General features: G+C 66.6%; 11 protein-coding genes. 3 read left to right on the forward strand and 8 right to left on the reverse strand.

Translation table 11 applies throughout. The features are described 5' to 3' along the window. Window positions 1–4 precede the first annotated feature (4 nt). The 3 genes from EL272_RS07835 to EL272_RS07845 are packed head-to-tail and all read right to left on the reverse strand — an operon-like array spanning window position 5 to window position 2,005. Window positions 5–235 (reverse strand): DUF6167 family protein, encoded by a 231-nt coding sequence (locus tag EL272_RS07835; protein ID WP_051014985.1) that lies wholly within the window; start codon window positions 233–235, stop codon window positions 5–7. Then, window positions 232–603 (reverse strand): DUF948 domain-containing protein, encoded by a 372-nt coding sequence (locus tag EL272_RS07840; protein ID WP_014846656.1) that lies wholly within the window; start codon window positions 601–603, stop codon window positions 232–234. Before EL272_RS07840 ends, EL272_RS07835 begins: the two co-directional genes overlap by 4 nt. Window positions 604–658: 55 nt before the next feature. Continuing rightward, window positions 659–2,005 carry a replication-associated recombination protein A gene (locus EL272_RS07845; protein WP_014846657.1) on the reverse strand — a complete coding sequence of 449 codons (1,347 nt, stop codon included), beginning with the start codon at window positions 2,003–2,005 and terminating at the stop codon, window positions 659–661. An 81-nt stretch (window positions 2,006–2,086) separates the two neighbouring features. Between EL272_RS07845 and EL272_RS07850 the strand changes: the two genes are divergently transcribed. Further along, window positions 2,087–3,307, forward strand: coding sequence for a multidrug effflux MFS transporter (locus EL272_RS07850; RefSeq protein WP_061786955.1), 1,221 nt, complete (start codon window positions 2,087–2,089; stop codon window positions 3,305–3,307). Next, window positions 3,304–4,170: an EamA family transporter gene (locus EL272_RS07855; RefSeq protein WP_014846659.1), complete on the forward strand. Its 867-nt coding sequence runs from the start codon at window positions 3,304–3,306 to the stop codon at window positions 4,168–4,170. The genes EL272_RS07850 and EL272_RS07855 overlap by 4 nt, the downstream gene beginning before the upstream one ends. Window positions 4,171–4,615: 445 nt before the next feature. Here the strand turns inward: EL272_RS07855 and aspS are convergent, their stop codons facing one another. The 3 genes from aspS to EL272_RS07870 all read right to left on the reverse strand — a co-directional run bounded on the left by aspS (window position 4,616) and on the right by EL272_RS07870 (window position 8,515). After that, the gene (gene aspS / locus EL272_RS07860; protein ID WP_061786954.1) at window positions 4,616–6,403 is read right to left on the reverse strand and encodes an aspartate--tRNA ligase; all 1,788 of its coding nucleotides are present in this window, start codon (window positions 6,401–6,403) and stop codon (window positions 4,616–4,618) included. A gap of 99 nt (window positions 6,404–6,502) precedes the next feature. Beyond that, a complete protein-coding gene (gene hisS, locus EL272_RS07865; RefSeq protein ID WP_061786953.1) occupies window positions 6,503–7,834 on the reverse strand; it encodes a histidine--tRNA ligase in 1,332 nt (443 codons plus the stop codon). Between the two features lie 3 nt (window positions 7,835–7,837). Further along, window positions 7,838–8,515: an MBL fold metallo-hydrolase gene (locus EL272_RS07870; protein WP_014846662.1), complete on the reverse strand. Its 678-nt coding sequence runs from the start codon at window positions 8,513–8,515 to the stop codon at window positions 7,838–7,840. Between the two features lie 101 nt (window positions 8,516–8,616). On the opposite strand from EL272_RS07870, the gene EL272_RS07875 reads away from it, so the two are divergent. After that, a complete protein-coding gene (locus tag EL272_RS07875; protein WP_041696441.1) occupies window positions 8,617–9,864 on the forward strand; it encodes a DUF349 domain-containing protein in 1,248 nt (415 codons plus the stop codon). Window positions 9,865–10,080: 216 nt separating this feature from the next. On the opposite strand, the gene EL272_RS07880 is transcribed toward EL272_RS07875, so the two are convergent. Then, a complete protein-coding gene (locus EL272_RS07880; RefSeq protein ID WP_014846665.1) occupies window positions 10,081–12,363 on the reverse strand; it encodes a RelA/SpoT family protein in 2,283 nt (760 codons plus the stop codon). 36 nt (window positions 12,364–12,399) lie between these two features. Then, complete coding sequence (locus EL272_RS07885; protein ID WP_014846666.1) at window positions 12,400–13,422, reverse strand: potassium channel family protein; 1,023 nt, start codon at window positions 13,420–13,422, stop codon at window positions 12,400–12,402. Between the last annotated feature and the right edge of the window lie 32 nt (window positions 13,423–13,454).

The raw sequence follows: 13,454 nt of genomic DNA on the forward strand, positions 1-13,454 counted from the left end.
TTTCTCAGGCCTTCCGGGGCATGTCGAGTTCTTCGCGAAGCTCGGCTTCCTTCTCCCGCATCGCGGCGGTGAAGGTGGCGCGGAACTCGCTGAACTTGTTCACGGCCTGCTGCCCGGAGGCCTCCACGCGTTCGGCCACCCCCTTCGGGGTGAGCTGGTAAAGCCATTTGCGGCCCCGAAGCACCAGCGCAACGGCCACGGCGGCGCCGACCAGGATCCAGAACAGACGCCTCACTTCTTGCGTCCCTTCAAAGCGGTCCGCAGACCATGGACGATCGCTGCGCCGCGAACCAGGGGGCCGCCCAGGGTGGCCGCGAACAACTGCGACAAATTGGCGGCGTGCTCGCTGACCACGGTGGCGTGCCCGGAGACACGGGCCACGTCATCAGTGACCAGGGACAGCTTCTCCAGTTCGGCATTGGTGTTCTCGACGGTGCTCTTCAGTTCCACCAGGACGGGAACTGAATTGTGTCCAAGGTCACGCACCGCGATGCGGACCTCGTCGAGAGCCCGGCCGGCCTTGATCAGGGGGACGGCCGCCAAGGCCACGAGGACGCAGAGAGCAATGGCTGCGAGCAGACCTGCCAGCTCACCGACGGACATTTGAGGTCGCCTCCTTGAATCGAAGTATCGCCGTAACTCTAGCCGACCCGTGTCCTCAGCGGCCCAGCAACTTCCGAACCGCCGCCATGCGCTCGGAGATGGCCGCCTCCGACCCGTGGCCGGTCGGCTGGTAGTAGCTGATCCCCGCGAGGTCGTCGGGAAGGTACTGCTGGGCAGCCACCCCGGAGGGCAGGTCGTGGGGATAAACGTACCCCTCGCCGTGCCCGAGGGCCTTGGCACCGGCGTAGTGGGCATCCCTGAGGTGCGCCGGAACCGCCCCTCCCCTGCCTGCGCGCACATCGGCAACGGCTTTCTCCAGAGCCATGTAGGCGGCGTTGGACTTCGGGGCGGTGGCCGCGGCCACGGTGGCGTGGGCGAGGGTGATGCGGGCCTCCGGCATCCCCAGCAGCTGCACCGCCTGGGCCGCCGCAACGCAGGTGCCGAGCACCCCGGAGGCGGCCATGCCGATGTCCTCGCTGGCCGAGATCATCAGGCGGCGCGCGATGAATCGCGGATCCTCCCCCGCCTCCAGCATCCGCGCCAGGTAGTGCAGGGCCGCATCCACGTCGGAGCCCCGCACGGATTTGATGAAGGCGGAGATCACGTCGTAGTGCTGGTCGCCGTCCCGGTCGTAGCGCACGGCGGCCCGGTCCACCGCGTGGGCGAGCACCTCGGAGGTGATCTCCCCCAGCCCGAGCGCCTCAGCGGAGGCCGCCGCCTCCTCCAGGTAGGTCAGCGCGCGGCGAGCATCCCCGCCGGCCAGACGCACCAGATCGTCCCGGGCCGCATCGACCAGGGCGATGGTGCCCGCCAGGCCCCGTTCGTCGACCAGCGCACGGGAGACCAGGGCCGAGATGTCGGTGTCGGTCAGGGGTTTGAGCCGCAGCAGCAGCGAACGCGACAACAGCGGGGAGATCACGGAGAAGCTGGGGTTCTCCGTGGTTGCCGCGATCAGGGTGACGATCCGGTTCTCCACCGCGGGCAGCAGCGCGTCCTGCTGGGTCTTGGAGAAGCGGTGCACCTCGTCGATGAACAGCACGGTAGAGGTACCCCGTTCCAGCTCCCGCCTGGCCGCGTCGAGTTCGGCGCGCAGTTCCCTGACCCCCGCGGTCACCGCCGAGAGCTCAACGAACCGGGCCCCGGATGCGTTGGAGACGATGGATGCCAGGGTGGTCTTGCCGACTCCCGGTGGCCCCCACAGGAAAACGCTCATCGGCTGCCCCGCGACCAACCGGCGGAGCGGAGCGCCCGGGCCGAGCAGGTGCTGCTGCCCGACGAGCTCGTCCAGATTCGCAGGACGCATCCTGACGGCCAACGGCGCCCCTTCGCCGCGGGCGTTCCCCAAGGAACCGCCCGTCCTGGTGGGCACGGGGTCGGGGTTGCCGAACAGGTCAGGACTCACACGAATTACAGTAGCGGGGGATTCCGGGCTCCTGCCGTATCATTTGTTTGCTCTTGACGCCCCTGCATCAGCGGAGTTCGAATGCCACAACCACTCGGGGACCGGTTCAGCGCGCGCCGGAGGGTTGCTACCATCGTCACCCTCGGTCTGTTGACCGGACTCGGTCCGTTCACCATAGACCTGTACCTGCCCACCTTTCCAGCCCTCAAGACCGACCTGGGGATCACCGATTCCCAAGTCCAGGTGACCCTCTCGGCCACCACCCTGGGGTTCGCTCTCGGGCAGTTCGTGGTCGGGCCCCTGAGCGACCGGCTGGGGCGCCGGATCCCGTTGATCGTGGCGGCGAGCCTGCACGTGACCTCGTCCGTGCTCGTCGCGGTGGCACCCAACGTCACCTTCCTGACCACCATGCGTGTCCTCCAGGGGATCGGGGCGGCGGGCGGGGCCGTGGTGTCGATGGCAATGGCCCGGGACCTGTTCTCGGGGCGGCGGCTGGTGGTGATGCTCTCCAGGCTGGCGCTCATCAACGGCCTGGCCCCCATCATCGCTCCTCTGGTGGGTTCTTGGATGGTCACGGTCATGAACTGGCGCGGGGTTTTCTGGGCACTGGCCAGCTACGGCGCCGTTCTGTTGGTGCTGATCCTGTTCCTGATCGTGGAGACCCGCCCGCCCGGTGAGCGTACCGCGGGTGGGCTTGCGCCGCTCCGGGCCGCCTACCGCCGGGTACTGGGCGACAGGGTGTTCGTCGGCATCTGGCTGACCGCCTCCTGCTGCTTTGCCGGTTTGTTCTCCTACATCTCGACCTCGTCGCTGCTGCTGCAGGAAGCCTTCGGGCTGCGCGAAACCGAGTTCGGCGTCGTGTTCGCCATCTGTTCCATAGGCGTCTTCGCCGGGGTTCAACTGGGAAGCCGCCTGTCCGCGCATCTCGGCCCGCAGAAGGTGCTCATCGTCGGTACCGCGGGAATGATCGCAGCGGCCTCGGCGTTGTTGGGACTCGACGCGATGCGCGGCGGCCACATTCCCTTGATACCGGCGATGTTTGCCTACACCCTGGCCTTCGGGGCGTGCAATCCCGCAGCCCAAGTGCTGGCATTGCAGAATCATCGCGCGGACTCGGGGGTGGCCGCATCCTTGATGGGGGCCCTCAACATGACCCTCGCCGCCGTGGTGGGGCCCGTCATCGGTCAGTTCGAACTGACCTCGGCCGCGCCGATGGCGATCGCGATGCTCTGCTGCGCCACCGCCGCTGCACTGTGCCTGTGGCTGATCGCCCGGCCGCGACGGATCGAGTTCACGCTGTGAGGCGAGGATTCCCCCCGGTTCTGCTGGTGTTGACGGCAACCACCTCGGTGCAGATCGGTTCCTCCCTGGCCAAGGGACTGTTCGCCGTGGCCCCACCGCAGGTGGCGGCCTGGTTGCGTATCCTGTTCGCCGCCGTGTTCCTGGGCATCGTGTTCCGCCCCACCCTGCGCGACCGCAGCCGGGAGCAGTGGCTCTCGGCCGCGGGATACGGGGTGGCGCTCACGGGCATGAGCGCGATCTTCTACCTGTCGATCCAGCGCATCCCCGTCGGCATGGCGGTGACCTTCGAGTTCCTGGGCCCGTTGACCGTCGCCGCGTTCGGTTCCAAACGCAGGCGCGACCTGATCTGGGTGGCTTTCGCCGCCCTGGGGGTGATCCTCCTCGGGATCAGCCCGGCCCCGCTGGAGCCCGTGGGCGTGCTCCTGGCGCTGCTGGCCGGGGCCTGCTGGGGCGTCTATATCCTGCTCACCCCCACCCTCGGGGCCCGTTGGGAGGGTTTCTCCGGTTTGACCGTGGGATTCTGGATCGGGGCCATCCTGCTGCTTCCCGTAACCCTGGCCACGGCCATCTCGGGCGAGTACTCCTGGGCCCTGGACCCGGGCGTCTGGGGAATGGGCCTGGCTCTCGGTCTGCTCAGTTCCGCCGTTCCGTTCCCCCTGGAGATGCGGGCCCTGCAACGCATGTCCCGGGCCACCTTCGGAGTCCTGACGAGCCTTGAACCAGCGGCCGCCGCGCTCGTCGCCTTCCTGCTGCTGGGCGAACAGCTCGGAGTTTTGGAACTGACTGCCATGGCGCTGGTGATCCTCGCGAGCGTCGGATCCATCCGAAGCTCCGCGAAAGACAAAAGCCCCGGTAGCAGCTGAACGAGCCCGGGGAACCTTCCTGAAGAACGGCGCCGGGCCCACCCGGGTTGTTGTTCTCGGAACTCCCGTGGAAAACATGCTCTTCCCGGATGAGGACGGCAGGTCATCGGCGAGAGTCAGAAGCACGTGAGCCCGTGAAGCCGATACGGGTCGTCTTCGGGGAGTGACGCAGGAGCGACGTGGACGGCTGATGTCTCAAGATTTCGACGTGGTGGGCAAGGCGAATCCACCCAGCCCACCGGAACCATCATCAGCCGACGCGCCCAATTCCTCAGCAGCTGGCGCCGCAGCAGATTGGGCAGGTTTCGCCTTCCGGGGACGGCCGCATGGACGAAGCACCGAGATACTTGGTACATCTGTTGGAATCGTGAGATCAGTACTCGACCGCGATGCCGGGGCGGCCCGGTCGACACCCGTCAGGTTGGTGGGCGCCAGCGGCCACACCTCACGATTCCGCTTTTTCCTTCCGCGGTCTGGCATCGACCCCGGCCTCCCTGCGCTGCTGGGCGGTGATCGGGGCCGGAGCAGCGGTCAACGGATCGTATCCGCCGCCCGACTTAGGGAAGGCAATGACCTCGCGAATCGATTCCGCGCCGCCGAGCAGGGCGACGATCCGGTCCCATCCGAAGGCGATGCCGCCGTGCGGCGGGGCGCCGAAGGCGAATGCGTCCAGCAGGAAACCGAACTTCTCCTGCGCCTGTTCCTGCGTGATGCCCATCACCTTGAACACCCGCTCCTGCACATCGCGGCGGTGGATACGAATGGAACCGCCGCCGATCTCGTTGCCGTTGCAGACCAGGTCGTAGGCGTAGGCGGTGGCCTCACCCGGGTGTTCGTCGAAGGTGTCGAGCCATTCGGGTCTGGGAGAGGTGAAGGCGTGGTGCACGGCGGTCCAGGCCCCCTCGCCGACGGCGACGTCACCCTCCGCCTTGGCCTCGGATGCGGGTTTGAACAGGGGCGCGTCAACCACCCACAGAAAACTCCAGGAGTTTTCTCCGATCAGCCCGCAGCGACGGGCGATTTCGTCGCGGGCCGCCCCCAGGAGGTTCTGAGAGGCGGTGCGTTCCCCGGCTGCGAAGAAGATGCAGTCGCCGGGTTTCGCCCCGGTGCGTTCCGGCAGCGCGGCCAGTTCCGCATCGGAGAGGTTCTTGGCGACCGGGCCGCCCAGTTCCCCGGCCTCGGAGACGGTGACGTAGGCCAGGCCCTTCGCGCCGCGCTGCTTCGCCCATTCCTGCCAGGCGTCGAACTGGCGTCGCGGTTGCGACGCGCCGCCGGGCATGACCACCGCACCCACATACGGAGCCTGGAACACGCGGAACCGGGTCTCGGAGAAGACATCGGTCAGTTCCGTCAGTTCCAGGTCGAAACGCAGGTCCGGTTTGTCCGAGCCGTAACGGTTCATGGCGTCGGCGAAACTCAGGCGCGGGAAGGGGGTTTGCAGTTCGATCCCCTTGATGGCCCAGATCTCCTTGACAATGGCCTCCCCCAGTTCAATCACGTCCTCCTGGTCGACGAAACTCATCTCGATGTCGAGCTGGGTGAACTCCGGTTGCCGGTCGGCTCGGAAGTCCTCGTCGCGATAGCAGCGGGCGATCTGGTAGTAGCGCTCCATTCCCGCCACCATCAGGAGCTGTTTGAACAGCTGCGGGCTCTGTGGCAGCGCATACCAGGAGCCGGGATTGAGCCGGGCCGGCACCAGGAAGTCGCGAGCCCCTTCCGGGGTGGAGCGGGTCAGGGTGGGGGTCTCGATCTCGACGAAGTCGCGTTCCCCCAGCACCTTCCGGGCCGCCTGGTTAACCTTGGAACGCAGCCGGAGCGCGGCGGCGGGCGCTGGCCGCCGCAGGTCAAGGTAGCGGTGTTTCAGGCGTGCCTCCTCGCCGACCGTGACGCGTTCGTCGATCTGGAAGGGCAGCGGCGCCGACGGGTTGAGCACCTCCAGCTCGGAGATCGCGACCTCGATCTCCCCCGTCGGCAGGTCCGGGTTTGCGTTGCCCTCGGGACGGATCTCCACCACGCCAGTGACCTTGATGCAGAACTCGTTGCGCAGGTCGTGCGCGCCGGAGGAGGCCAGCACTTCGTCCCGGACCACCACCTGGGCGATGCCGGAGGCGTCCCTCAGGTCGATGAACGCGACACCACCGTGATCACGCCGCTTCGCCACCCAGCCGGCGAGCACCACCTCTTGACCCACGTTCGCGGCCTTCAGCTCACCCGCGTGGTGTGTGCGCAACATGCAGTTTCCTCTCTAGTTCCGGCTGCATGGACGGTGCAGCCCGCCAGCGACGAATCCTACCCGGGAAGGTTCGCCCCGTCGTGTTCCCTTCCCGGGTTGTCAGCCCCGGATGACCCGCGGGGTGGCGTCCTCGATCGGTGGCAGCCAGGCATCCGGGTCGGCGGGCAGCTGCTCCCCCGACCGGATGTCCTTGACCGAGTCGTCGAGGTTCGCGCCGAACCAGACGAACGGGATTCCCCTGCGTTCGGCGAACCGGATCTGGCGCCCGAACTTGTCGGCCTTGGGGGCGACCTCACACGCGATGCCGCGTTCCCGCAGCCTGCGCGCCACGGATATCGCCCGGTCCCGGGTCTCCTCCGAGTCAACGGCCACCAGCACCGCCGACGGCACACCGCGGGTGGCGGTCAGGATACCCTTGCCGATCAGCGGTGCGAGTATCCGGGTGATGCCGAAGGAGTACCCGACTCCGGGGAAGGTCGTTCTCCCGTCGCTCGCCAGGGAGTCGTAGCGGCCGCCCGAGGCCACGGATCCGAGCTTCTCCGAACCCAGCAGCAGGGTTTCGTAGACGGTGCCCGTGTAGTAGTCGAGACCCCGCGCGATCCTTAGGTCCGCCACCACCCGGCCCGGTTCGGTTCCACGTGCGATCCGGATGAGCGAGGCGAGATCCGCCAGGCCCTCCTCCAGCAGCTCGTGGGTGACGCCCAGGGCCCGCACCTTGTCGACGAAGGACTCATCCTCGGAACTGATCCCCGCCAGGGCGACGCAGGCGCGGGCCTGGGTTTCGCTCAGCCCCACCTGCTCGGTCAGCAGCTCGACCACCACATCCGGCCCCACCTTGTCGTACTTGTCGACGCGTTGGAGCACGGCTGCGGTGCTCTCGATCCCGAGGCCCCGGTAGAACCCCTCCGAGAGTTTCCGGTTGTTGACCCGGATGCTCACCGGCGGCAGGCCCAGGTCGCGGTGCAGCCTCCCGAAAACGTCGAGGGCCACCAAGGGGATCTCGGCGTCGTGGTGGTCGGCCAGCCGGTCACGTCCGACGATGTCGATGTCGGCCTGGGTGAACTCCCGGTAGCGCCCCTCCTGCGGGCGTTCACCGCGCCAGACCTTCTGCACCTGGTAGCGGCGGAAGGGGAAGTTCAGGTGCCCGGAGTGTTCCAGCACGTAGCGGGCAAAGGGCACCGTCAGGTCGAAATGGAGGCCGAGTTCGTCCGCGTCCCCCTCCTGTGCGTGCAGGCGCCTGACAACATAAATCTCCTTGTCGATCTCCCCCTTGCGAGCCAGCTGGTCGAGGGGCTCGACGGCCCTGGTCTCGATGGGTGCGAAACCGTGGAGTTCGAAGGTTGAGGTGATGGCGGCGAGCACCTGGTTCTCCACCAGGCGTCCGGTGGGAAGGAATTCGGGGAAACCGGAGATCGGTTTTGGGCGTGCCATGGCTCAGTCCTTCAGGAAATCGGCTTGCAGGTAGGGGTTTTGGAGTTTCTCTGCCCCGACGGTGGTGGGTTCCCCGTGGCCGGGCAGCAGCACGGTCTCGTCAGGGAAGGCCTCGATGATTCCCCGCAGGGTGGATCGCATCTGCTCCAGGTTCCCGCCGGGCAGGTCGGTTCGCCCGATGGTGCCCCGGAAGATCACGTCCCCGGTCAGCAGCACCTTCCCGGTTTCGTCCCCGACCTCCAGGAGCGTGGATCCGCGGGTGTGTCCCGGGGCGGCGTGGGGCCTGACCTCGAGTCCGCAGGAGGCCCGGAAGGTCTCGTGATCCCGGAGGTCACCGGGGGGATCCAGTTCGTCCTCGCCGATGAGCTGCCGGATCAGCGGCACCAGCCGGGATCCCAGCCCCGCGGAGGGACGGGTGAGCATCTCCTGGTCGGCTTTCGCGCACCGGACGGGAACGTCCCACACGGCCGCCAGGGTGGCGGCGTCACCGGCGTGGTCGAGGTGTCCGTGCGTACACAGGATGGCCTCCGGATGCCAGCCGAGACGGTCCAGGGCTGCGGAGACCAATTCGGATCCCCTCACACCCGGATCGACCACGAGGCACCCGTTGTCGGACGGGTCGGCGGCGATGAGATAGCAGTTGGCGGTCCATGGGGAAACTGGGATGGTCTCGATACGCACCCGCCCACTGTATGGCAGCGATCCCGGGCTTGCACGAAAGAGGTTCCGCGGAACCCCGCACCCGTCTGTCCCCTGACGGGTTTGCCCGCTAGATTGTGTTCATGAGCCAACAGCAAGCGCCCGCGGACTTCGGTCGCGTCGATCCCGACGGTACCGTGTACGTCCGTGTCGGTGACACAGAGAGAAGTGTCGGACAGATCCCCGACTCCACCCCCGAGGAAGCCCTGGCGTTCTACACCCGGCGCTACGAGAACCTGGCCGCCGAGGTGACGTTGCTCGTGTCCCGCGTGGAGACCCAGACCATGTCCCCCGAGGAGGCGCGCAAGGCCATCGGCACCGCACGCACGAACGTCACGGAGGCCAATGCCGTCGGCGATCTCGCTGCCCTCACGGCCCGGCTGGATGCTCTCGAGGAACTGCTCCCGGCCCAGATCGAGGCACGCAAGGCCGCCCGCGCGGAGCAGAACGCGAACACCATAGCCGCCAAGCACGCGATGGTGAACGAGGCCGAGGCCTTGGCGAGCGGAAACGACTGGCGCCGCGGCGTCGATCGGTTCCGGGAACTCCTCGAGGAGTGGAAGGCCCTTCCCCGCGTGGACCGCACCACGGACAACGAACTCTGGCACCGTTTCAGTTCGGCCCGCACCCAGTACACGCGCCGCCGCAAGGCCCATTTCTCCGAACTGAACGCCCGCCGCGACGAGGCGAAGCGCCTGAAGGAACAGATCATCGCGGAGGCCACCCCCTTGGCCGAATCCACCGATTGGGGCCCCACCGCGGGTGCTTTCCGTGACCTGATGGCCCGTTGGCGGGCCGCCGGATCCGCCCGGAGAGCCGATGACGAATCGTTGTGGGCCAGATTCCACGCCCTGCAGGACCAGTTCTTCAAAGCCCGTTCCGCGGCCCAGCACGCCGTGGACGGCGAACAGGCCGAGAACCTCGCGGCGAAAACCGCCCTCCTGGAACAGGCGGAACGCGACCTCGCAGACGTGACCGACGTCGACGCCGCCAAAACCACCCTCCGTGGATTCCTCTCCAAGTTCTCCGAAATCGGGCACGTGCCCAGGGCGGCCATGCGGGATCTCGACTCGCGGGTCAGGAAGCTCTCCGACCGGGTCGGCGAGTTGGAGGCCGAACGTTGGCGCCGCACCGACCCGGAAGCCCGCAAACGCGCCGAGGACACCGTCGCCCTGTTCCAGTCGCAGGTGGACAAGCTCACCAAGGACCTCGACGCGGCGGAGGCCGCAGGCGATGCCCGCAAGGCGAAGGACGTGCGCAAATCGCTGGAAACCTACACCTCCTGGCTGGACCAGGCCAGGCAAACCCTCCAGGACTTCCAGGACATGTGAGCCGACACGGCCCGGTTCCTCTGCCCCGGGTATGGGGCGAGAGGAACCGGTGTTCGTGTGTCACCATTCGCCCCTGGCTACATGCTCGAGGTCGATCCGGGAGACGAATTCCCCTGGAAATCGACCGATGCGTTAACGGACCTGATCGGCTCGTGCGAGTTCAAAACCCGGGGTGATCAGGGCGGTTCCCCGCGCCGGAGTCGCTGACGCCCGGGATCAGGAATTCGTGCGGAAGGCGTCGTAAACCCCGGGAACCCGGCGCACCTGCTTCAGGACGTGATTCAGGTGCTTGGGATCCGGGGATTCGAAGGTGAGTCTCCCGGAGAACTTCTTGTTGCGGCCCGAGGTCAGCGTGGCCTCGAGAATGTCGACGTGCAGATCCGAGATCACCCTGCTGACGTCGGCGAGCAACCCCGACCGATCGATGCCCTCCACCTGGATCGTGACGGGGAACTGCCCACCCTCCGCCTTGTCCCAGGTGACCTTCACCAATCGTTCGGGAGTTCCCTGCAGGGCGGGAACGTTCGTGCAGTCGACGCGGTGCACCGAAACCCCGTCGGTGCGGGTGACGAAACCCGTGATTTCGTCGCCCGGAATGGGGTGGCAGCAGCGCGCCAGTTTCACGGCCATGGTCGGGTCGCCGTCCACCAGCACGCGGGGTTCCGTGGCCGCCCGGGGACACCGCCGGGAGTTCCGCACCCCCTCGTCCTCGGTGATGGTGTCGACGGCCTCGTCCTCGCCTCCGACGAGTTCTATCAGATGGGTGACCACGGACCGGGCGCCGATCTGCCCCTCCCCTATCGCCTTGTAAAGGCTGGGCACATCCGCGTGGCGCAGTTCGTTGGCGACGGCGGTGAGGTTCTCCAGGGTGAGGAGACGCTGCATCGGCAGCCCGGTGCGCCGGAGCTGCCGGGCCAGCATCTCCTTGCCGTCCTCGATCGCCTCGTCGCGCCGCTCCCGGGAGAAGTACTGCTTGATCTTCTGACGGGCCCTGCTGGTGGCGACGAATCCGAGCCAGTCACGGCTCGGACCGGCGTTGGGGGATTTCGAGGTGAGGATCTCCACCTTGTCGCCCTGGACGAGTTTCGTCGACAACGCCACCAGGCGGCCGTTCACCCGGGCACCGATACAGCGGTACCCGACCTCCGTGTGCACGGAGAAGGCGAAGTCGACCGGGGTCGCTCCGACAGGGAGGGCGTTCACCTCACCTTTCGGGGTGAACACGTAGATCTCGTCGGAGTTGATCTCGAACAGTACCGAGTCGAGGAACTCCGTGGGGTCTTCGGTTTCCTTGCTCATCACACCGAGCTGGTGCATGGCACGCAGCCCGGCTTCCTCGGGAGTGACCCCGTTGCGCAGGTTTTCCTTGTACTTCCAGTGCGCCGCGACGCCGTACTCGGCCCGACGGTGCATTTCGTGGGTGCGGATCTGCAGCTCGACGGGTTCGCCCCGATCCCCGAGCACGGTGGTGTGCAGGGACTGGTACATGTTGAACTTCGGGTTCGCGATGTAGTCCTTGAACCGGCCCGGGATCGGCTTCCACTTGGAGTGCGCCACCCCGAGCACGCCGTAACAGTCCCGTACGTTGTCCACCAGCACCCGCAACCCGATGAGGTCGTAGATGTCTGCGAAGTCACGTCCCCGGACCATCATCTTCTGGTAGATCGAGTAGAAGTGCTTGGGGCGGCCGTAGATGGTCGCTTTGATCTTGTTGTCCGCCATCAGCTGCTTGAACTGCGCGATCAGGTCCCGCAGGTAGCGTTCCCGTCCCGGTGCCTGCTGCGCCACCAGATCCGCGATCTCCGAGTAGACCTTGGGTTCGATGGCCTGGAAGGACAGGTCCTCCAGTTCCCACTTCACGGTGTTCATGCCCAGCCGATGGGCCAGCGGGGCGAAGATGTTGAGGGTTTCCGTGGCGATCCTGACCTGTTTGTCGGGGCGGAGAAAACCGATGGTCCGCATGTTGTGAAGACGGTCCGCGAGTTTGATCACCAGGACCCGCACCTCCTCGGAGGTGGCCATGATCATCTTCCGGATGGTTTCCGCCTTCGCGGTTTCCCCGTAGGTCACCTTGTCCAGTTTCGTGACCCCGTCGACCATCCGGGCCACCTCGTCGGTGAACTCCTCACGCAGCTGCTCGAGGGTGTACTCGGTGTCCTCGACGGTGTCGTGCAGCAGAGCAGCGACCAGCACGGGTTCGGTCATGCCCAGCTCTGCGAGGATGGTGGCCACCGCCAGCGGGTGGGTGATGTAGGGATCACCGGACTTGCGTTTCTGCCCCCGGTGCAGCTGCTCCGCCGTGCGATAGGCGTGCTCGATCAGTGACAGGTTGGCCTTCGGGTGACTGGCCTTGATGATCTTGAACAAGGGATCGAGTACGGCTGAACGGGGCCTGACCGCCCCGAGCCGGGCCAATCGATGCCGCATTCGCAGTCGCGGCTGCTCCGGTCCGCTGGTCAGGCGTTGCAATGCTCCTTGTTGCGTCACCTGCTCAGCCATGGTGAAAGTTTAGTGCGATTGGAACCGATATCTGACTCAGTCGTCGGTGTCTCGCAAGTCGGGTCGTTCCGCACGGCGCACGACGATCAGTTGATCACCGGTTTGGACCTTGGATGCCGTGGAGTCGTAGAACCGCCGCAGCGTGCCGTTGCGGATGATCCCGATCACCTGCTCCCCCTTGACGTCGTTCGGAGACTGCCCCACCTCGCTGGGTCTCGCCTGCCTCTGCTGGACCTCGAGACCCGTACCCGCGGTCAGCAGGTCCTGGATGATGGCACCGAGCTCCGGACCGACCGCCGACAGGCCCAGCAGGCGCCCCACCGTGTCCGACGAGGTCACCACGGAGGTGGCCCCGGACTGGCGGACCAAGGCGACATTGTCCTTCTCGCGGACGCTGACGACGATGCTCGCCCCGGGGTTGAGCTGCCTGGCGGTGAGTGTGGTGAGGATGGCGGCGTCGTCGCGGGACAGACAGATGATGATCTTCCGGGCCTTGGACACCTCGGCCCGCCGCAACAGGTCACGGCGTGTCCCGTCCCCCAGGAAGGCGGCCAGCCCGTCGAGGTTGGCCTCGCTCACCGCGACGTCGCTGCTGTCGATGACCACGATCCGGTCATCCGGTTCCCCGTGGCGACGAAGGGTGTTGATTGCGCTGCGGCCCTTCGTGCCGTAGCCGATCACGACGACGTGATTGCGCATTTTCTGCCTCCACTGCAGGTCACGGATGGCGCGGCTGCCCTCGTCCGCCAGCACGGCAATGGTGGTGCCGACCAGCAACACCAGGAAACCGACGCGCATCGGGGTGATGAGGATCGCGTTCAGAAGCCGGGCGTGCGGAGCGAGGGGGGTGATGTCGCCGTAGCCCGTGGTGGTCATGGTGACCGTCGAGTAGTACAGGGCGTCGATGAAACTGACCCCGTCATCGCGGATGTTGTCGACGTAGGAGTCGCGGTCCAACCAAACGACGAGGGTGCTGATCATCAACAGCACGAGCGCCAGCAACCCGCGTTTCCCGAGTTCACGCAGCGGCCGCACCTGTGGGCGGGGCATGCTCACCATCGAGGTGGCATACCCCTTGGGGACCCGCTTCC

The sequence above is a fragment of the Arachnia propionica genome (assembly GCF_900637725.1).
GTDB lineage: Bacteria > Actinomycetota > Actinomycetes > Propionibacteriales > Propionibacteriaceae > Arachnia > Arachnia propionica.

What these genes read in the sequence shown, in the direction of transcription:
- aspS (WP_061786954.1), bottom strand. Translation starts at nt 6,403, where the DNA reads ATGTTGCGCACACACCACGCGGGTGAGCTGAAGGCCGCGAACGTGGGT.
- EL272_RS07880 (WP_014846665.1), bottom strand. Translation starts at nt 12,363, where the DNA reads ATGGCTGAGCAGGTGACGCAACAAGGAGCATTGCAACGCCTGACCAGC.
- EL272_RS07840 (WP_014846656.1), bottom strand. Translation starts at nt 603, where the DNA reads ATGTCCGTCGGTGAGCTGGCAGGTCTGCTCGCAGCCATTGCTCTCTGC.
- hisS (WP_061786953.1), bottom strand. Translation starts at nt 7,834, where the DNA reads ATGGCACGCCCAAAACCGATCTCCGGTTTCCCCGAATTCCTTCCCACC.
- EL272_RS07850 (WP_061786955.1), top strand. Translation starts at nt 2,087, where the DNA reads ATGCCACAACCACTCGGGGACCGGTTCAGCGCGCGCCGGAGGGTTGCT.
- EL272_RS07885 (WP_014846666.1), bottom strand. Translation starts at nt 13,422, where the DNA reads ATGGTGAGCATGCCCCGCCCACAGGTGCGGCCGCTGCGTGAACTCGGG.
- EL272_RS07875 (WP_041696441.1), top strand. Translation starts at nt 8,617, where the DNA reads ATGAGCCAACAGCAAGCGCCCGCGGACTTCGGTCGCGTCGATCCCGAC.